This window comes from Bacillus sp. FAU20, assembly GCF_056033865.1.
The window spans coordinates 259,388-278,622 of the sequence record NZ_JBVYHY010000026.1; the positions used below are offsets into that span (position 1 = coordinate 259,388).

The following is a 19,235-nucleotide window of genomic DNA, read 5'->3' on the forward strand; positions in this document are numbered from 1 at the left end:
CAACTTATTTTTTATAATAAAGGCAAATAAAAAATTGAAAGCTTACTAAGGATTGCAGCAGAAAAGAAGGGATATAGATGCACGAAAAAATGAAAGATTCATTAGAACGGCCACTTCAAGATTTACGTATTTCAGTTATTGATCGTTGTAATTTTAGGTGCACATACTGTATGCCTGCTGAAGTGTTCGGACCTGATTATGCTTTTTTGCAGGAAGAGTTTTTATTAACGTTCGATGAAATAGAAAGATTAGCAAGATTATTTATAAGTATGGGAGTCAATAAAATTAGGCTGACTGGCGGTGAACCGTTATTGCGTAAAGATTTACCTCAGTTAATCGCAAGGCTTACAAAACTAGAAGGCTTAAAAGACATTGGGCTCACAACAAACGGAATTCATTTAGCGAAACAAGCTAAGGCGTTAAAAGACGCGGGATTAAAGCGTGTAAATATTAGTTTAGATGCGATAGAGGATCACGTCTTCAAAAAAATTAACGGAAGAAATGTAAGTACAAAACCTGTACTGAAAGGAATAGCAGCAGCAAAGGCTGCTGGATTAGAGGTAAAGGTAAATATGGTCGTAAAAAAAGGAATGAATGATAGTCAAATTCTTCATATGGCTCGTTATTTTAAAGAAAAAGAAATTCAGCTCCGTTTCATTGAGTTTATGGATGTAGGCAGTACGAACGGATGGAATTTTGAACAAGTGATTACGAAGGAACAATTAATAGAGAAGATTAATCGCGTATATCCGGTTGAACCTGTTACACCTCGTTATTTTGGAGAAGTTGCGAAATTGTATCGATATGTAGGGAGCGATGCAGAAGTTGGATTTATTACTTCAGTATCAGAGTCATTTTGTTCTTCTTGTACGAGAGCTCGTATTTCGGCAGACGGTAAGTTTTTTACGTGTCTATTTGGAACGAAAGGAACGGATTTGCGAACGCTTCTTCGAGAAAATATTTCTGATGCATCACTATTAAAAATTTTACAACATACGTGGCGATATAGAACAGATCGATATTCAGATGAAAGAACGGCGGATAGTACAAATAAACGTCAAAAAGTTGAAATGTCTTACATTGGCGGATAGCGAGAGGAGGATTTCCTATGCAAGAGCGATATTCAAGGCAAGTATTGTTTTCTAGAATAGGTGAAATGGGTCAAAGAAAAATAAGAGAAAAGCATGTACTTTTAATCGGTGCGGGTGCACTAGGAGCTGCGAATGCAGAAGCATTTGCTAGGATGGGAATTGGGAAATTGACAATTGCCGATCGTGACTACGTCGAATGGAGTAATTTACAGCGGCAACAGTTATATACAGAAGAAGATGCAAAGCAATGCAAACCAAAAGCAATTGCAGCAGCAGAACATGTAAGAAAGATTAATTCGGAAGTGGAAATTGTACCGGTTGTAACAGATGTCACAATGCGAGAAATAGAAGAGTTAACAAAAGAAGTGGATCTCATCATAGATGCGACTGACAATTTCGATACGCGCCTACTTATAAATGACATTTCACAAAAAGAAAATATACCTTGGATATACGGTGGATGCGTTGGAAGTTACGGTGTAACGTATACAATTCTCCCTGGGAAAACACCATGTTTTCGCTGTCTGATGGATCATCCTATGAGCGGTGCAACATGCGATACAGCTGGAATCATTCAGCCAGCTGTACAAATGGTCGTTGCTCACCAAATAACAGAGGCGATGAAAATATTAGTGGATGATTATGAGTCGTTAAGAGGGACGATGTTATCATTTGATATTTGGAACAATCAATATCTCTCATTAAAAGTAAATAGACAGAAAAAAAGTACATGTCCATCTTGTGGGAAATTACGAACGTATCCAAGTTTAACATTTGAAGCACAAATGAAAACGGAAGTGTTATGCGGACGGAATACAGTTCAAATCCGTTCAGGAATAAAGAGAAATCTTAATTTAACCGAAATTCAAAAACGATTACAAAAGAGTGTACATGTCAAAAAAACACCTTACTTACTATCATTTTTAATTGATGAATATCGTTTCGTTTTATTTATAGACGGTAGGGCATTTATTCATGGGACAAATGATGTGAAAATAGCAAAACGATTATACGCAACATATATAGGGTGAACAGAAAGTGAGCGTCACCTTATTGAAAAGAGGTGAAAAAAGAATGTTAGAAAAACGTATACCAATTCCAGTGGCAGAAGCAGTTGCGCGTGTAATGGAATATGCCTACCAAGGTGAAATAGAAAAGGTTTCTCTTATAGAAAGCTACGGTAGAACACTTGGAGAAGATGTTATTGCAGATCATGATGTTCCGCATTTTAATCGCTCTCCGTACGATGGGTTTGCGATTCGAGCGGAAGATACAAAAGAAGCGAGTAGTAGTAACCCCATTCAGTTTGAAGTAATTGGCGAAATTGGAGCAGGTTTTGTTTTTACAGAAGAAGTGAAAGAGTTTCAAGCTGTCCGTATTATGACAGGAGCAGCAATTCCGAAAGGGTGTAGTGCGGTTGTTATGTTGGAGCTAACGGAAGGGTTTGAAGAAAATGAAAAGACTTATATGAAATTGAAACGCTCCTTTATTGCTGGGGATAACATTTCTTTTAAAGGAGAAGATGTAAAACAAAATACCGTCCTTGTGAAAAAAGGTACTGTTATTAATCCTGGAGTAGCAGCACTTCTTGCTACGTTTGGTTATAGTTCTGTACACGTTATAAAACAGCCGGTTATTGGAATTGTAACGACAGGAAGCGAACTGCTTGAAGTACATGAACACTTAAAGCCAGGGAAGATTCGAAATAGTAACTCCTATATGATTGCTGCTCAAATTGAACGAGCTGGCGGAGTTGTACAGTATTATGGACAGTTCGCTGACGATATTGAGACGTGTTATAACACTGTAAAAAAAGCGATAAAAGAAGTCGATATTTTAATTACAACTGGTGGCGTTTCGGTAGGAGATTATGACTATTTACCTGCTATTTATGAGAGATTACAAGCAAATGTACTTTTTAGCAAAATAGCGATGCGACCAGGAAGTGTGACAACTGTAGCTGAGGTAGAAGGAAAACTACTATTTGGTTTATCTGGTAATCCTTCTGCTTGTTATGTCGGTTGTGAATTATTTGTTCGGCCAGTTATTCGAACATACTTGCATAGAAAAGATTCGCATGTATTTCGTGCAGAGGCGATTTTACAAAAAGACTTTCCAAAAGCAAACCCATTCACTCGTTTTGTAAGAGGAAAAGTGGAAATTGTAAATGGAAAATTGCAAGCGACACTAGTTGGTTTAGATAAATCTAGTGCAATTTCTTCACTTGCAGAGGCGAACGCATTTATTGTCCTGCCGGGAGGAACAAGGGGATTTGAAGCAGGAATAACTGTTTCGGTACTGTTATTAGAATCAAACGCTGGAAGTGAGTGGCCATGGGAAGAACCACTTCGGTCGTACAAATGATAGAAAAATAGATTGCTAACTTATATGAAGATAAGAGGTGCAAGATGACACATACGTATTATGAAGTGATTGATACAACTATTTCAATTGAGGAAGTTACAAACAAAGTAATTTGTCGTGAGTGCGGCGCAGTTACTACTTTCATTGGTACTGTTAGAGAATTTACGAAAGGCCGTCGTACGCTATATTTAGAGTATGTAGCATATAAAACAATGGCAGAAAAACAGCTTGAGAAAATTGGTACTGAAGTAGGAGAGAGGTGGCCTGGGACATTTGTCGCCATTACACATCGCATTGGTACATTACAAATTTGTGATCTTGCTGTTGTCGTCTCTGTTTCTACACCACACCGGAAAGCAGCCTATGAGGCGAACGAATATATTATGGAGCGTATAAAACAAATCGTTCCCATTTGGAAGAAAGAATTTTGGGAAGATGGTGAATCATGGATAGGTGATCAGTTAGAAAAGGTAGCATATGAGAATGATGAGCCTGGAAAGGGGATGAGAATATGATTGAAGTACTATTATTTGCACATTTACAAGAAGAAGTAAGTAAGTCAGCATTACACATAGATTGTGAAAATATTACGGTTGCTAAACTTAAGGAAGTGCTCATTAAGAAATACGACGTAGCGATTTCAAGTGAGATTATGGTTGCTATAAATGAAGAGTATGCAAATGAGGATGACATCATTCAAACTGGCGATGTTATAGCAATGATTCCGCCAGTGAGTGGTGGTTGATTCTTTTCAGCCTAATCATGTTAGGACGTGATTAGGCTGGAGGGAATGAATATAACTATGCATACATAGGAGGGAACAGGATGAAAAGTCCTAATTTTCAATTAAGTTTACAAACTTCTAATCTAGTTATCGGGTTTATGGTATGGGTCATTTTATCATCATTAATGCCTTATATTAAAGCGGATATTCCATTAACTGCGGGACAAATTTCTATGGTAACAGCAGTACCGGTTATATTAGGTTCTGTTCTTCGCATTCCAATTGGTTATTGGACAAATCGTTTCGGAGCAAGAAAATTATTCTTTATTAGTTTTATTCTATTATTATTTCCTGTCTTTTATATTAGTGTTGCCAATTCAATGATGGATTTAATTATTGGTGGTTTATTTGTCGGAATCGGTGGTGCTGTATTCTCTGTAGGCGTAACTTCTTTACCGAAATACTTTCCGAAAGAGAGTCACGGTTTTGTAAATGGTATATACGGTGTCGGTAACGCAGGAACAGCAATTACTTCGTTCTTAGCACCAGTTATCGCAACTTCAGTTGGCTGGAGAACGACAGTACAGTGTTATTTAGTTTTACTCGCAGCATTTGCACTTATGAACTTTTTATTAGGCGATCGTAAGGAGAAAAAGGTGAATACACCATTAATGGAACAAATAAAAGGTGTATATAAAAATGAAAAACTTTGGTTTTTATGTATCTTTTACTTTTTAACATTTGGATCTTTCGTCGCATTTACTGTATACTTACCAAACTTTTTAGTATCTCACTTCGGATTAGAAAAAGTGGATGCAGGTATGCGGACAGCAGGATTCATTGTACTTGCAACAATTATGCGGCCAATTGGCGGTTGGCTTGGTGATAAATTTAACCCATTTAAAATATTAATCTTCGTATTTATCGGTTTAACACTTTCAGGTATTATTTTATCATTCATGCCTAGTATGAACGTATATACTTTTGGTTGCTTACTAGTCGCATTTTGTGCAGGTATCGGTAATGGTACAATCTTCAAACTCGTTCCAATGTACTTCTCAGAACAAGCTGGTATTGTAAATGGACTCGTTTCAGCTTTAGGCGGACTAGGAGGGTTCTTCCCGCCGCTAATTTTAACATTATTATTCCAACTAACAGGTCATTATGCAATTGGATTTATGGCATTATCAGAAGTCGCACTTGCTTGTTTAATCATTACAGTGTGGATGTATAGTCAAGAAAAGCTGTTAGTGATGTTAAAGAATCATTAAAAAAGAAAAAGAGCCGTCCCGAAGTATTTTGGGATGGTTCTTTTAGTAATAGACTTCAACTTGTTTTTTATTGATATCTTAACAAATGTTTGTTTTCTAAAATATTGTGGTTTTTAAATAAAAAACAGAAGGGTAATGGAATTTTATGTTAAAAAATAGATATCAGATGTTATTCAATTAAAGGGCAGGTTAGCTCAAGCACAAAGATTAAACTAATTTTTAGAAAGCAAATATATCGAGAATGAAAATAATAACTTTTGAATTAAACGATGACTATTGATCGCTAACGAATCGATAAATAGTCGCTCCTTTCTAAAAGCTATCTATTAATATGTATAAAAATATATCAATAGCTTGAAATGTTCCGAAATTCAAAAAACATATAAAGGTATCTATAACAAGAAAAAACTGCATATTTTTTAGGACCAGATTTTTGGGTAAGGCTAATGGAGATTGTGAAAAAGTACACTTAAAATAAAGAATACAGTTTAGGTTGATAAGATAAAATTATGAATTTGTATAAATAATTCATAATTTTCTTTGTGAGTCATATTTGATATGTTAAAGAAAAGAGAGCGTTTAATCCAACTAAAATATATGTAGAATGAGGTTTTAAATGTTTATTTTCATTATATTAGACGTAATAGTGCCAATATTAATATTGATGCTAATTGGTGCAATCTTACAAAGGAAGTTCCAATTTAACTTAAAGCAGCTATCTACACTTATTAATTATTGCTTGATGCCAGCGGCTGTATTTGTGAATATATATGATATTAGTATAGAAACAGGTTTGTTGCTCCAGATCATGTACTATTTAATGTTTTATAGTCTGAGTCTAATGCTAGTAAGTCATTTTATTTCAAAAACATTAAAGTTAGAAAAAGGAGAAAGTGCAGCTCTAAAAAATAGCATTTCGTTAATGAATTCCGGTAATTATGGATTACCAGTAAGTCAATTGATTTTCAGTCACAATCCAGTGGGGGTTTCCATTCAGATTTTCATTGTGATTTTCCAAAACCTTTTAACTTATTCATATGGGATTTATAACTTACTATCAGCAACAAAAACAATCGGAGGTATTATTCAATCATTTATAAGACTGCCTGTATTTCATGCGCTCGTACTAGGGATTCTCTTTCAATCGTTTACAATTCAAATACCTAATTCTATCTTTCTACCTCTTAATCAGCTTGCGAATAGTTTTGTTGCCATAGCACTCATATTGCTAGGAGCACAATTAGCCAACATTAAGCTTAATTTTTTCCATAGAGTCATAACATGGTCTTTAATTGGAAGGTTACTGATGGGGCCATTATTAGCACTTTCCATGATCTACCTCTTAAACATTGATGGAATTGTTGCACAATCATTATTTATTGCAAGTTCTTTTCCTACTTCAAGAAATACATCAACTATTGCTATGGAGTATCAAATAGAGCCTGAACTACATGCACAAATCGTTTTATTTTCAACACTTTTCAGCATTATTACAGTAACTGTCGTTATTTATTTGTCATATATTTTGTTTTGAATATACGTTTAAAACCGAATGGATTTGAGGCGGTAAATGATGGATGGAAATCCCATTGATATGAGAGGAAAACAGTCTATGATATATTGGGGGGCGTTTACAATTGTACCGTGTCTGATAATCAAGTGGCTTAATTCAAAAAAAGGAAACTCGTTACGGGTTATTTCGTATGAAAATCTTTAAAGCATCTGCATATAGACTTGCGAAAAAAGACATAATTTCGCTTATAATTGACGTTACGTGAGCTTAGTTTGATAGCGATGGGGTGGGAGTGTCAAGTAAGAATTTTTTCTTTATTGATTTTATGCGGTTTTTTCGCAAAATTGTAACTAAGGGGGGATTCCAAGTTGAGTAAACAGAATATCAGCACAACAGTTTCAGGAGATATAATTGTTACCCATCTAGTTGGAAATATAAAAACAGATGATGTGTATGAATGGTTTAATGGTTTTGAGCAGGTTTGTCAGCAATTCATTTCTGAAGGGCGGAAATACAAATTGTTGGTGGATAGAAAAGGATACACGCCAAATCATTTTTCTGTTCAAAAAGTATGGAAAGAGAAGTTCTTCAATGAAATCATTTTGAATAACAGTACGGCAATTGCATTTCTCCTTGAAGAGGGGGAGATAATGGATTATTTACAACAATCTAATACGAAAGAATCTGTGAGATTTTTGATGATTATGAACAAGCGCTAATTTGGTTGAATGAATATCCAATATAAAACCTGTATTGAAGCAGTTGCCCTCAAGCAACTGCTTTTTTTGTCCGTAATTGTTGCCGTTATTTTTCTTCACAGATTCTTGTCCAATTGTTTGTCTGATCCTAAAAAACGTTTGTTCAAAGCTAATTACTATTTTAGCTAAGTGATAGATTACATTTTATGAGTACGAGAAAGTCTTTTTATAAGTTTAGCAAGGACAGAAGTTAATTCCTGTTTCATACGCTTCGTAAACGATGGGTCCTTACCTGAAGTTGAAATAGTGACAACATATTCATTATTTCTTATAACGCCAGGTGTGTGAAAAGATGATTCTGTACCATCACTTACAACGTTAACCCACTGGAAATCATGAGCGGCCTGTTTGACCATCATATTTACAGCGTGTTGATTTGTAGCTGCATAAATAAGGTGAGCATCTTTAATATCATCATTACTAAAAGCTTTTTGCTTCCAAGTAATATAAGAAAGTCCCTTCATTTCCTCGCAAATTTCTGGGCTGATAACGGTGACAAAAGCGCCTGTATCTTTTAATCCAGACGCTTTTCGATATGCAATTTTACCTCCACCAATGATAATGACCACTTTATTTTGTAGATTAAACATAAGAGGGTACATGTTATACATATATGCATTCCTCCATTCGTTCTAATAATGTTAACTTCATGTATGTATCAAACTGAAGACAGTTACAAGTCGTAACGTGATCATATTTTTTTGTATGCAATTTAATTTTTTGAAGTAATAATCCGGTAAAGAGAAGGTACGGCATGACATATACATGGGACGCAGTCGATGTTATAGCCTTGAGCTCAGCAGCAAAAGAGGGAGTTCCTTTCGTTAAAAAGGAACAGGATACTGGCATACCAAGTTTTCGTTCGACAGCTGCTCTGATTTGTTGTAATTCATGTATCGGTTGTGGATCACTACTGCCTCGTCCTACGAGTAAAATACTACTATTTTGCATTGACATAGCTTCACGTATTCTTTTCACTACAAGTTCCACCATATGTGGATGTGTACTAAAAGGAGGTACAACTGAAAATGTTATGTGTGGATATTTCTTTTGTAGTTGCTCTATTTCAAAAGGAATATCACGTTTATAGTGAGCTGCTGCAAATAATAAAACAGGTACAATCATTATTTCAGTTACTCCCTCTATTATCGTTTCTGTAACTGCATCCGAAATAGTAGGTGTCGTTAGTTCTAGAAAAGCTATTTTTTGAATTCTTTCGTTTCGCTCTTTCATAACAGATTGAATAAATTGAATGAATTGTTCATTACCTTCTTGTAGCCGGCTCCCATGTCCAACATATACAATTCCTTTCATTGTCTCACCATGTCTTTCTTCATAAGAGTTTCTTGTAATTGATGATCTACGTTATGAAACCCAACTTTATTTGCATAGTGTAAAGTTGGAACGTCGGTATACGAGAATGGGAGAGTAAGAATATTGATAAAGCCAAGGCGTTTTATTTCTGCTAGAAACGTATCAATAGAAGCACGACCTTCAAATACAATGCTATCCCATGAGAATTCAGAAAGAATACGTGAATGAATTTCATCGAAGCGATGATCAATTGTGTACTCATGAGTCATCATATAGGAACCAGCACCAATTTTTTCTTGAATAACAGCAATTCGGTTAATGTTTCGTCCTAAATAAATCGTTGAATTCGAAGAAAATTGCGCAGGTTTACTGAACAATCCATATTGCATGAGCTTTTCTTGAATAGAAAGGTTCATATACTGAAGTTCTGCCTGTAAGGAACGAATATCTTTATAATATTTACTGCATGATTGCATTAAGATGTCTACACTGTCAGCGGAACAAAATACAAGACGATCAACGTTAAAAATCTTATTGATTTGTTCAGAGGTTAATGTGTATTCTTTCTTTTTGAAAGTTGGAATTTGATATATTTCTGCACCGGACTCTTGTAACATTTGCTTTATTGCGCTTTTTTTATTTGTTGCAGATGCAAATAAAACTTTCTTGCTGTGCAATGGCTTGCGTTCTTTCCAAGAGATTTGATTACGTAAGGAAACGACATCACCAACAATTGTCATAGAAGGATTAGAAATATTCTCGTTTTTGACGATAGGAACAATAGTTGAAAGTGTTCCTGTGACAACGCGCTGTTTCCCTGTCGTACCCCATTCGATGACTGCTATTGGTGTATCTTCCTTTTTGCCTGCTTGTAGTAAATTTTCGCAAATTGTAGGTAAGTTTTTTATACCCATGTAGTAGGCGATTGTGTCGCTATTGTGGGATGAATTATATTTTCCATGATCGGTTAAAGGACCTTTCGCATGCCCAGTTAATAAAGTGACGCTATTACTATAGTTGCGGTGGGTGAGGGGGATGCCAGCATAGCTACTAGCGGCGATGCTAGATGTAATGCCTGGTACAATTTCATATGGAATGTTCGCAGATGCTAAAGTTTCTGCTTCTTCACCAACACGGCCAAAAATAGATGGATCTCCGCCCTTTAAGCGGACTACGATTTTTCCTTCTTTCGCAAATTGAAGGAGGTGGGCGTTAATCATTTCTTGTCGCATAGTATGATTCTTTGGCATTTTTCCGCAATAAATAAGTTCGCATGTTTCTTTTGTATAACTAAGAAAGAAAGGGTTTAATAAACGGTCATATAAAACGATATCTGCACGATTTAAACAATCTATCGCTTTCTTTGTAATAAGCCCTTCATCACCTGGTCCTGCACCAACTAAATATACATATCCGTTCATAATCGCACCTCATCTATTTTTATGTAAAAGGAAGCCAGGGGGAGGCTTCCTTTCGTAAATTACATGTATATATAAATATCCCCGTCAATAACTTCTACTTCATACGTTTGAATACAACCGTCATCAGGTTTTTGAACTTCACCTGTTAGTAATGAAATTTTCCAATCATGTAGTGGACAAAAGACGAATTCGCCAGACACAATTCCTTCTGCTAACGGTCCGTTTTTATGAGGACAACGATTTTCTACAGCTCGAACATCGCCATTTGAAAGGCGGAATAGGGCGATAGATATACCTTTCATTTGCACCTCTTTACCGATTTGAATAGGAAGGTCTTCTGCACGCATAATTTTTATTTTATCTTTCGTTTGTATCATATAAATCACAGCTCCTTATTTCACAGTTTCTACTTCATACATCGCTTTTAACGACTTCGTTTCTATTGCTTGTCCCCAAGCTTCTTTATATGTGCCACGAGCTGTTTGGAAGCGTTCATTTAGTGTAGTGACCATATTTGCATCTTGCAGTATTTCTTTTATGTGATCGAAGCCTAAACGCTCTGTCCAGTAGGCAGTACGCTCTCCGTAAATACCAGTTTCACGATAATATTGCATGTAAGCTGTAGCGATGCGAAGGACATCATCTTCAGTAGGGACAATCATTACAAAATCAGCTTCGCGTACTTCCGTACCACCATTTCCGCCAATATAAAGTTGGTATCCATTTTCGACACAAACAACGCCAAAATCTTTCGTCAGTACTTCCGCACAGTTACGCGGACAGCCCGTTACACCCATCTTCATTTTATGAGGTGTATCTACCATTTCTAATGATTGTTCAAGCAACATACCAAGTCCTAATGAATCTTTCGTACCGAAACGGCAGAAACGAGAGCCAACACATGATTTTACATTACGAAGAGATTTTGAATACGCATATCCAGAAGTCATATTTAATTCAGCCCATACGTTAGGTAAATCTTGTTTCTTAATACCGTATAAGCCAATTCGGCTCGCACCTGTAATTTTCACAAGTGGAACATCGTACTTTTTCGCAACTTCAGCAATTTTCATTAAATCATCAGCTGTTGTAACACCTCCGTACATGCGTGGAATAACAGAGAATGTACCATCGTGCTGGATGTTACCATTCATTCTTTCATTCACGAAACGGGATGATTTATCATCTTCATATTCTTCTGGAATCGCCATACGTAAATAGTAGTTTAAAGCAGGACGACATTTTGAACAGCCTTCTTCATGTACAAAACCAAGAACGTTTCGTACTTCTTTTGGAGATTTTAAACCTTTCTCATGAATGGCCGCTACGACTTTATCACGTGATAAAGGTGTACATCCGCACATACCGGTAGACTGCACAGAAGCATCAAAAGCATCTCCAAGTGTATGAGATAAAACTTGTTCTACAAGCGGACGACATTTACCACAAGACCCTGCGGCTTTCGTACAGCCTTTAACTTCTTCAAAAGTCTTTAACTCTTGTTCTAAAATGGCGTGAACGATTGTGCCTTTCGTAACACCATTACATCCGCAAATCGTGTCATCAGCACTCATAGTAGCAACGTTAAGTTCACTTTCTTCACCAGCTTTGTGAAGAATGGAAGCGGCTGTATATTCTTGTATATCTTCTTCTTTCTTTAACATGCTAAAGAGGCGTGTTCCGTCAGCTGTGTCACCATATAAAACGATACCGATGACTTTATTGTCACGAATTAATACTTTTTTATAGGAACGTTTACATTCATCAAAGATTGATATTGCTTTCGTTTGAGCATCTTCATAAATTTGACCAGCAGAGAATAAATCACAACCTGCAACTTTTAATTGCGTACCGACAATACTGCCCGAATATCCATCAGTTTGTAAATTTGTTATATGTTTTGCTAATATCGCACCTTGTTCATAAAGAGGAGCAACAAGTCCATATGCGATACCGTCATGTTCTGCACATTCTCCAACTGCATAAATGGATTCATCATTTGTTAGCATATAGTCATTGACTACAATACCGCGATTTACAATTAAACCAGCATCTTTTGCTATTTGCGTATTTGGGCGTATTCCGACAGCCATTACGATTAAATCGCAATCTACAACTTCACCATCTTCAAATTGAATGCCCTCAACATGGTCTGTACCAAGAATTTTTACAGTTTTCTTTTCCATTAAAAACTTCATGCCTTGGACTTCTAAATCTTCGCGCAGAAGAGAAGCAGCTTTCGTATCTAGTTGCTGCTCCATTAAGCTTGGCATTAAATGAACAACATGTACGTCCATTCCTAAGTCAATAAGACCTCTTGCCGCTTCTAGACCAAGTAACCCACCACCAATAACAACGGCCTTTTTCTTTTCTTTAGCGGTGTCTATCATAAATTGTGTATCTTCAATTGTTCGAAATCCTGTTACACCAGAGAGAGTGGAACCTTCTACAGGCAAAATAAAAGCACTAGAACCTGTTGCGATAATGAGTTTGTCATATGTAAGAGTACGATTTTTTTCTGTGATAATTATTTTTTCTTCTCGGTTAATACTTTGAACCCTTTCATCTGTATACAAAGTTATTTCATTTTCCTCATACCAACTATATTCATTCATAATGATATCTTGCATATTTGTTTTGCCTTGTAAAACATGAGAGAGCATAATGCGATTGTAGTTTGGATGTGGTTCATCTCCAAAAATAGTAATCTCATATGAATCACTATCATGTTTTAATATTTCTTCCATACAACGTATGCCAGCCATACCATTTCCGATCATCACTAAACGTTTTTTCATTTTCGTTTCCCCTTTTTATGTGAAGTATTGAACAAAGGATTATATTTCTATTATAGAAAATTTAAAAAGAGGGAGATGTGATATTTATCACATTTTTATAATGATTCACAAATTGTTAAAATTCGGATTTATTCGAGAGGGATGTGTATATTCTTTACCAAATGAAAAAACAGGACATAAGTATGTATACTCATGTCCTGCACTTGATTTATACTCTCGTAATTGCACGTGGAAATAAAATGTTATTTTCTAAATGAATATGCTCAAATAAATCAGACTCTAGTGCTTCAAGGCGTTGGTAAACAAGTCGATAAGTGCCGCAAGCTCCTTCTGGAGGAGTAAAGTCATTTGTAACTTTACGAAGCTCTTTAATAATGTTGCCTGCGTGGTTATGTTCATTTTCCAACTCATCTACTACTTTACGTAACTTCACATAGTTTTCTTCAGTTGGATTTTGTTCAAATTCTAAAATTAATGGAAAATTTTCTGTTTCTTCTTTAATTAAATGTTGTTCTAGTTCCATCTTTAGTTCATGAAATAGCTTATGAATTTGAGCTAAATGAGGCTGACTTGCCCCATGAACACGTACTACTTTTGTCACATACGGACTTAATTGTGGCAACTCTTCATTTAAATAGCGATGATGCTTATTTATAACATAATCAATCAATTCGCGATAAGAAGCATTTTTCCAATCAATTTCAGATTCATTTAATCGTTTCGTATTATGATAAAGCGTATTTAACTCTGTAAGCACTTCAGTAGCTGATAAATTTCTTTCATGAATTGCATCAATAAGTGGTTTATTGCCACCACAACAAAAATCTATTCTATATGATTTAAAAAGATCACTAGCTTTCGGGAATTGTGTAACAATCTCACCGACAATAGAAGTTTCAGTAAATGTATGTTCCATATGAATGCCTCCATAAAGTTTAAATGTAATATCTGAATTAAGAATAGCGATAAATTAAAATCTATGTAGTGATTGAAATCACTTATTCTGTGTCATTTTTGAGAATAATAATAAGAATGTTATTAAAATAAGGGGGGAAAGTAATAAGTGGTAATATTTTACGTTAATAAAAAAGAAGCTTAGTAAAAGCTTCTTTTTTATTATTATTTTTCACATGCAATTCCATCGCCATCACGATCAAGATGAGAGCTATAACCTGGTTGCCCTTTATGTAAAGGAGCTTTCCCAGCTGCTCTAACTGCAGCACAATTTTTGTAGTATGCACTATCAGTATTACCATTAGCTGGTTGTGTTTGAGCTTGCTGTGCTTTTTGCTCTTCTTGTTGCTTCCGATTTTGTTCGTCAGCTAGGCGTTTTTGTTCTTCTTGTTGTTTACGAGCTTGTTCATCAGCCTGACGTTTTTGTTCTTCTTGTTGCTTACGAGCTTGTTCATCAGCCTGACGTTTTTGTTCTTCTTGTTGTTTACGAGCCTGTTCATCAGCTAGACGTTTTTGCTCTTCTTGTTGTTTACGAGCTTGTTCATCAGCTAGACGTTTTTCATCCTCTTGCTTGCGAGCTTGTTCCTCGGCTTGACGTTTTTCATCTTCTTGCTTACGAGCTTGTTCCTCGGCTTGACGCTTCTCATCTTCTTGCTTTTGAGTTTTTTCGTCCGCCGCTTTCTTTTCTAGCTCTTTTTTCTGTTCGCTATCTTTTTGCTCTTCATTGTTAGAGGCAACTTTTGTACTAGTTGCTGTCGTTTTTTCAGAAGAAGGAGCTGAAATACCTAATAACGCAACAAAAATGACAAATAATACGGCTGTAATAATAAATTGTTTTTTCGCTACACCTGTTTTCTTAATAACAGATAAGATTGCTAGCACAAGGAAGAAAATAAATAAAACAAAACTTAAAATAGAAAAGAATTCAACAATTGGGTTATTAGAAGTTTCAGCACTAGTTATTATTGATACAATCGAAATCATAAAAAGAATAACGGCAGGACGACCATATTGTTTTGCTTCTCCATTTTTCTTAAAGAATGAAATGATACATAAAATTAAAAGAATAAAAGCAATAAAAAATAAAGCAGCACCAATATTACTCAAAATCGCCATTTTCATACCTCCATTTGTAAGATTTTTCTTATTGATTATATAGGAACTTATTGGATATTACACGTTTTATATAAATTTAGAAAATTAATATTTTTCCTAAACTTATAAACATTTATTTTGTATATAAGGAAAAATAGATGTATTTCCTATTACTTTTTGAAAGAGATTTCATAAATTATAGTATATCGATTGAAAGGAGGAGATTTGAATGGAATTTCAATTGTTGGTAACTTGTATATTACAAGAAGGTAATGCTTACTTTTTAGTAACGAAGGTAGACGATGTTATTACGTTAAAAGTACCGATTACTGCGGGAGTAGCAGGTTTATTCTTAGCTTTAGGTGTACCAAGATGTTCTTAATTTAAATCTCTATAGTAGAAGGGGAAGGGACATGCCTTCCTTTTCTATTATTACATAATATAATTATGTAAACTTAAATATCATATTTGTGATAGCACGTTTGAAATGGACATGCATATACTATAATGTTTCATTGGATGTTAGCGGTGAAAGGTAGTTTTAATAAGTGCATCCAGTGATGTTTTTAAGCTATGAAAATAAAAGAGGTGCTATTATATATGAAAAGAAAAACATTGGATATTCCAGTTACATTGCGAAGAGAGTGGTTTTTAATAGAGTTAGCTCATTTAACGAAAAAATATGGAATTGAAATTGCAACTAGCAAAATGGATGCTGCACCGTTTTTAAGAGATCAAGTTACGGAGTCAAAGATAGGGGAAGGGCTACAATACGATAAATATGATGATGAGTATATAATTGAAAATTAAAGGGTAACAACAAAATTAAATTAATTTATAACAAAATATAAAATAAAGCAGATTCTAAATATAGAATCTGCTTTATTATGAAATACTTGTAGTCAACTAGCCTCTTTCTAGTGTTTTTCCTACATATTTCTCTTGCGTTATTCCAAAAGAGTCACGAAGAATGCGAGCATAATCTTTAGATCCTATTGGTCGTTTATTTTTGGTGCCTTTAAAGGTTTCTGTATAATTTTTATTTGTTAATGATATGTGACCATAAGTAGTTAATTTACAAGTGATAGCTCCTTTATTAAAAGGAGATTCTTTATGCTCTACAATCACTTTTTGAATGTTATTCACTTTTTTCTCATCTATTGGATCTACAGTGAAAGCATAGCCTATTTTCCATTCGTTTGAAGGTTCAGATTGTAAGAAACTTGTAGATTCCCCGTTAGCTCCTTTTCTCATTTCTAAAATATGCGTACCTTTTCGAGTATTTTGCTTACGAATTCGATATTCTCCTGTTTGAGAGGAGATGACTTCTCCGTTAAAAGGGACTGGATGTAAAGGGAGATGAGATGCAAAACCTGCATCCACAACATAATCTTTATCCTCATGACTTAATATGATAATGACATGACCATCATCGGGTTTCCATTTATTACCGTACAGATCATAAACAGTACCGGCTACTTTGTATACTTGAAACCCACAATCAATTAAAAAATAATACAATAAGGAGTTTAATTCATAACACAGTCCACCTCGTTTTTGAATAAGTAACTTTTCTATTAAGTTATCTTTTGAGATATTTTTAATAGTACCAGCCATAATATCAAGATTTTCATAGGGGAGAATCATTCCCATTTTTAACAGAATTTCATCTAAATCATCAAATGTTATTTCTTTTGCAGGAATTTTTAAGCGTTTAAAAAACTCCTTTTGTAAATTGGTCATCATAAAGTATTCTCCTTTCTTTTAACAGAATTTTCTTCTGCTCACCGATAGGTTAGTACTTCTAAAAAGTTAATTCAAGTGCGCGGAAATTATCATAATATATGTTTCTGGAAATATGATTTTCTATTCGGAAATTTCAGTTTAATTTTTAATCGTAGGAAAGTCATATAATATAAGCTCCTTTAAAATTAGTTTGTATTTAATGAAAAGAAAGTACATATCTTTATTATATTTTTCAATAACTAACTAGTAATAAAATATTTTTTCACTAAAATTTTTTCAAGATTTGTATGCTTTATATAAACAATAATGATTTAAAAAATATCTGGGTGTAGCGAAGTTAACAATTATTGAGAAACTTTTTTGTCGTATTCTATCAAAAGGAAGAGGTAGAAACAAAGAGAATAACGAGAGTTAAGGAAGAGGGTATACAACTAGTAACCTTCTAAAAATAGGGCTAACATCTTTTTAAAATAAAAGATTAGCTATTATTAAGGAAGGGAAAATATAAAATATTATAAAGAACACCTTCTTTCAAAAAAATAGGGGGAGTAATATGCGACTGATGAGAAGATGTGTGGCCTTACTAATTGTATTTTTTATCATGGCTCCAACGATTAGCACAAATGTACAGGCAGAAGTTGTAAAAGAGCTTGGAAAGGGGTTTCCTGATACAGAAGTATTCACACCTGGAGAATGGTTTTTAGGCCAAAAACCAGCTAATTATGATGAGAATAAACCGCCAATTCTCTTTGTACAAGGAAGAAATGGTAATGCTGATAGTTGGTATGGAAAGACAGTATATCATGATATAAATGATATGTATGATTATGCTTTAAAAGCAGGCTATCAAACAGTGTTTATACAATTGTATGATGCAGCGGGGAAAGGTTCGGCTAGTCAGTGGGATAATGGAAAATTGTTAGCACAAAAACTTGAAGAGATATATAATCATTTCGGTAAAAAAGTTAATATTGTAGCGCATAGTAAAGGTGGTATTGATACACAAGCCGCATTAGTTGAATATGATGCGAATCGATTTGTTGGAAATGTTATTACACTTGCTACACCGCATCACGGCTCAAATTTAGCAGATTTGTCATATAGTTGGTGGGCAGGGTGGCTTGCTTCTATATTAGGTCAAAAAGATGATGGTACGTATTCGTTACAAATAGGTGAAATGGCAAAGTTTCGTTCAATAATAGATAACAACCCAGCAGCTAAATTAAACCGTTACTATACGGCTACTGGAACTAGCTGGGGACCAACATTTTCTGCATTATCTATGGGCGGGTTATATTTATCATCGTACGGTTCAAATGACGGACTAGTAAATGAATGGAGTGCGAAGCTATCGTACGGTACACATTTATTTACAGATTCCAGATTTGATCATGACAATATAAGAAAAGGATCAGCTGTTTTTGCACGAATTGAACCATATTTACGTACGACAAATGTGGGATTACCAGCTTTAGTAGCACCCAGCAATAGTTCAAATGAAAATCTAGAACAATTAAATACAACTTCAAATCAAAATATTTTAGGAGGCGAATTACCACAAAATCAGTGGATAGAGCAAAGTATTTCTGTTGATAAAAAGGCTGAAGGAATAGTTTCTGTACTAACTGCTTCTTCTGATGTAGAAGTACAAATGGTATCTCCAAAAGGAAAAATCTATGCAAATAAAGATAGCGCTATAACTACTGGTGAAGGCGAATCTTTCTTTAATGGGGCGACAATTAGAACATTTAAGTTTGATAAATTGGAAGTAGGCGAATGGAAAATCAAAATGATGGCGAAGCAGTCGAAAGATGCATATTTAGTTGTGAGCGATTACAAGGATGACGCACCATTTGTTCTTCGAATGCCTACAAAAGTTAAAGTAAATAAACTTGAGTATAAACTCAAAAAATCACCTGTAGCACCTGAAATGAAAGGGGATCTTTCCATAACAGTAAGAGTCGTTAATAAAGAAGGTAAGTTAGTCTCTGAATTTAATGAATTACAAAATGTTCATACGAATACATTTTCAGGTGCTTTGAAAGATATAAAACAACCGGGAGTATATAACGTTACGATGGATATAAAAGGGATGAATAAAGAAGGAAAACCATATAATCGTACGATTGTTAAGTCGGTTTATGTAGAGAAATAAGGAAGAATAAATAAGCATAATAAAAAAGTGC

General features: G+C 34.9%; 18 protein-coding genes and 1 pseudogene. 11 read left to right on the forward strand and 8 right to left on the reverse strand.

Annotated features, from left to right (window positions below; genetic code table 11):
• Nucleotides 1–77 precede the first annotated feature (77 nt).
• The 8 genes and pseudogenes from moaA (at nt 78) to AC0OM3_RS23275 (ending at nt 7,708) form a co-directional block, all read left to right on the forward strand.
• Entirely contained in the window at nt 78–1,091 is a 1,014-nt protein-coding gene (moaA, locus tag AC0OM3_RS23240; protein WP_000544617.1) for a GTP 3',8-cyclase MoaA, read from the forward strand.
• Between the two features lie 17 nt (nt 1,092–1,108).
• Nucleotides 1,109–2,122 (forward strand): molybdopterin-synthase adenylyltransferase MoeB, encoded by a 1,014-nt coding sequence (locus AC0OM3_RS23245; RefSeq protein WP_001158152.1) that lies wholly within the window; start codon nt 1,109–1,111, stop codon nt 2,120–2,122.
• Nucleotides 2,123–2,165: 43 nt separating this feature from the next.
• Nucleotides 2,166–3,455 (forward strand): molybdopterin molybdotransferase MoeA, encoded by a 1,290-nt coding sequence (locus tag AC0OM3_RS23250; RefSeq protein WP_474213109.1) that lies wholly within the window; start codon nt 2,166–2,168, stop codon nt 3,453–3,455.
• A gap of 44 nt (nt 3,456–3,499) precedes the next feature.
• Nucleotides 3,500–3,970 (forward strand): molybdenum cofactor biosynthesis protein MoaE, encoded by a 471-nt coding sequence (locus AC0OM3_RS23255; RefSeq protein WP_474213110.1) that lies wholly within the window; start codon nt 3,500–3,502, stop codon nt 3,968–3,970.
• The gene (gene moaD / locus AC0OM3_RS23260; RefSeq protein WP_000573686.1) at nt 3,967–4,200 is read left to right on the forward strand and encodes a molybdopterin converting factor subunit 1; all 234 of its coding nucleotides are present in this window, start codon (nt 3,967–3,969) and stop codon (nt 4,198–4,200) included. Before AC0OM3_RS23255 ends, moaD begins: the two co-directional genes overlap by 4 nt.
• Nucleotides 4,201–4,280: 80 nt before the next feature.
• Nucleotides 4,281–5,450 (forward strand): nitrate transporter NarK, encoded by a 1,170-nt coding sequence (gene narK, locus AC0OM3_RS23265; protein WP_000841864.1) that lies wholly within the window; start codon nt 4,281–4,283, stop codon nt 5,448–5,450.
• Nucleotides 5,451–6,066: 616 nt separating this feature from the next.
• Nucleotides 6,067–6,984, forward strand: coding sequence for an AEC family transporter (locus tag AC0OM3_RS23270; RefSeq protein ID WP_000469521.1), 918 nt, complete (start codon nt 6,067–6,069; stop codon nt 6,982–6,984).
• A gap of 304 nt (nt 6,985–7,288) precedes the next feature.
• Nucleotides 7,289–7,708: pseudogene (locus tag AC0OM3_RS23275) on the forward strand (STAS/SEC14 domain-containing protein).
• Nucleotides 7,709–7,858: 150 nt separating this feature from the next.
• Here AC0OM3_RS23275 and AC0OM3_RS23280 read toward each other — a convergent pair.
• The 7 genes from AC0OM3_RS23280 to AC0OM3_RS23310 all read right to left on the reverse strand — a co-directional run bounded on the left by AC0OM3_RS23280 (nt 7,859) and on the right by AC0OM3_RS23310 (nt 15,324).
• Nucleotides 7,859–8,332: a precorrin-2 dehydrogenase gene (locus AC0OM3_RS23280; RefSeq protein WP_000282585.1), complete on the reverse strand. Its 474-nt coding sequence runs from the start codon at nt 8,330–8,332 to the stop codon at nt 7,859–7,861.
• Nucleotides 8,325–9,035, reverse strand: coding sequence for a sirohydrochlorin chelatase (locus AC0OM3_RS23285; RefSeq protein WP_151521994.1), 711 nt, complete (start codon nt 9,033–9,035; stop codon nt 8,325–8,327). Before AC0OM3_RS23285 ends, AC0OM3_RS23280 begins: the two co-directional genes overlap by 8 nt.
• On the reverse strand, nt 9,032–10,456 hold the full coding sequence (locus AC0OM3_RS23290) for a uroporphyrin-III C-methyltransferase (protein WP_199717889.1): 1,425 nt from the start codon (nt 10,454–10,456) through the stop codon (nt 9,032–9,034). The genes AC0OM3_RS23285 and AC0OM3_RS23290 overlap by 4 nt, the downstream gene beginning before the upstream one ends.
• 59 nt (nt 10,457–10,515) lie before the next feature.
• The gene (nirD, locus tag AC0OM3_RS23295; RefSeq protein ID WP_000616667.1) at nt 10,516–10,833 is read right to left on the reverse strand and encodes a nitrite reductase small subunit NirD; all 318 of its coding nucleotides are present in this window, start codon (nt 10,831–10,833) and stop codon (nt 10,516–10,518) included.
• A 15-nt stretch (nt 10,834–10,848) separates the two neighbouring features.
• Nucleotides 10,849–13,254: an NADPH-nitrite reductase large subunit gene (nirB, locus tag AC0OM3_RS23300; protein ID WP_474213111.1), complete on the reverse strand. Its 2,406-nt coding sequence runs from the start codon at nt 13,252–13,254 to the stop codon at nt 10,849–10,851.
• 208 nt (nt 13,255–13,462) lie between these two features.
• Nucleotides 13,463–14,170: an iron-sulfur cluster repair di-iron protein gene (gene ric / locus AC0OM3_RS23305; RefSeq protein ID WP_474213112.1), complete on the reverse strand. Its 708-nt coding sequence runs from the start codon at nt 14,168–14,170 to the stop codon at nt 13,463–13,465.
• Between the two features lie 203 nt (nt 14,171–14,373).
• Nucleotides 14,374–15,324, reverse strand: a complete 951-nt coding sequence (locus tag AC0OM3_RS23310; RefSeq protein WP_474213113.1) for an excalibur calcium-binding domain-containing protein — start codon at nt 15,322–15,324, stop codon at nt 14,374–14,376.
• A gap of 208 nt (nt 15,325–15,532) precedes the next feature.
• On the opposite strand from AC0OM3_RS23310, the gene exsG reads away from it, so the two are divergent.
• Nucleotides 15,533–15,685: an exosporium protein ExsG gene (exsG, locus tag AC0OM3_RS23315; protein WP_000395679.1), complete on the forward strand. Its 153-nt coding sequence runs from the start codon at nt 15,533–15,535 to the stop codon at nt 15,683–15,685.
• Nucleotides 15,686–15,903: 218 nt separating this feature from the next.
• Complete coding sequence (locus AC0OM3_RS23320; protein WP_000824206.1) at nt 15,904–16,113, forward strand: hypothetical protein; 210 nt, start codon at nt 15,904–15,906, stop codon at nt 16,111–16,113.
• Between the two features lie 96 nt (nt 16,114–16,209).
• Here AC0OM3_RS23320 and AC0OM3_RS23325 read toward each other — a convergent pair whose 3' ends face one another.
• Nucleotides 16,210–17,049: an arylamine N-acetyltransferase family protein gene (locus tag AC0OM3_RS23325; RefSeq protein WP_151521997.1), complete on the reverse strand. Its 840-nt coding sequence runs from the start codon at nt 17,047–17,049 to the stop codon at nt 16,210–16,212.
• A gap of 553 nt (nt 17,050–17,602) precedes the next feature.
• Here AC0OM3_RS23325 and AC0OM3_RS23330 point away from each other — a divergent pair.
• Nucleotides 17,603–19,204: an esterase/lipase family protein gene (locus tag AC0OM3_RS23330; protein ID WP_001238694.1), complete on the forward strand. Its 1,602-nt coding sequence runs from the start codon at nt 17,603–17,605 to the stop codon at nt 19,202–19,204.
• The last annotated feature ends 31 nt before the right edge of the window (nt 19,205–19,235 follow it).

What these genes read in the sequence shown, in the direction of transcription:
- AC0OM3_RS23310 (WP_474213113.1), bottom strand. Translation starts at nt 15,324, where the DNA reads ATGGCGATTTTGAGTAATATTGGTGCTGCTTTATTTTTTATTGCTTTT.
- nirD (WP_000616667.1), bottom strand. Translation starts at nt 10,833, where the DNA reads ATGATACAAACGAAAGATAAAATAAAAATTATGCGTGCAGAAGACCTT.
- AC0OM3_RS23285 (WP_151521994.1), bottom strand. Translation starts at nt 9,035, where the DNA reads ATGAAAGGAATTGTATATGTTGGACATGGGAGCCGGCTACAAGAAGGT.
- AC0OM3_RS23255 (WP_474213110.1), top strand. Translation starts at nt 3,500, where the DNA reads ATGACACATACGTATTATGAAGTGATTGATACAACTATTTCAATTGAG.
- AC0OM3_RS23245 (WP_001158152.1), top strand. Translation starts at nt 1,109, where the DNA reads ATGCAAGAGCGATATTCAAGGCAAGTATTGTTTTCTAGAATAGGTGAA.
- nirB (WP_474213111.1), bottom strand. Translation starts at nt 13,254, where the DNA reads ATGAAAAAACGTTTAGTGATGATCGGAAATGGTATGGCTGGCATACGT.
- AC0OM3_RS23330 (WP_001238694.1), top strand. Translation starts at nt 17,603, where the DNA reads ATGCGACTGATGAGAAGATGTGTGGCCTTACTAATTGTATTTTTTATC.
- AC0OM3_RS23250 (WP_474213109.1), top strand. Translation starts at nt 2,166, where the DNA reads ATGTTAGAAAAACGTATACCAATTCCAGTGGCAGAAGCAGTTGCGCGT.
- exsG (WP_000395679.1), top strand. Translation starts at nt 15,533, where the DNA reads ATGGAATTTCAATTGTTGGTAACTTGTATATTACAAGAAGGTAATGCT.
- ric (WP_474213112.1), bottom strand. Translation starts at nt 14,170, where the DNA reads ATGGAACATACATTTACTGAAACTTCTATTGTCGGTGAGATTGTTACA.
- moaA (WP_000544617.1), top strand. Translation starts at nt 78, where the DNA reads ATGCACGAAAAAATGAAAGATTCATTAGAACGGCCACTTCAAGATTTA.
- AC0OM3_RS23270 (WP_000469521.1), top strand. Translation starts at nt 6,067, where the DNA reads ATGTTTATTTTCATTATATTAGACGTAATAGTGCCAATATTAATATTG.
- AC0OM3_RS23320 (WP_000824206.1), top strand. Translation starts at nt 15,904, where the DNA reads ATGAAAAGAAAAACATTGGATATTCCAGTTACATTGCGAAGAGAGTGG.
- narK (WP_000841864.1), top strand. Translation starts at nt 4,281, where the DNA reads ATGAAAAGTCCTAATTTTCAATTAAGTTTACAAACTTCTAATCTAGTT.
- moaD (WP_000573686.1), top strand. Translation starts at nt 3,967, where the DNA reads ATGATTGAAGTACTATTATTTGCACATTTACAAGAAGAAGTAAGTAAG.
- AC0OM3_RS23325 (WP_151521997.1), bottom strand. Translation starts at nt 17,049, where the DNA reads ATGATGACCAATTTACAAAAGGAGTTTTTTAAACGCTTAAAAATTCCT.
- AC0OM3_RS23280 (WP_000282585.1), bottom strand. Translation starts at nt 8,332, where the DNA reads ATGTATAACATGTACCCTCTTATGTTTAATCTACAAAATAAAGTGGTC.
- AC0OM3_RS23290 (WP_199717889.1), bottom strand. Translation starts at nt 10,456, where the DNA reads ATGAACGGATATGTATATTTAGTTGGTGCAGGACCAGGTGATGAAGGG.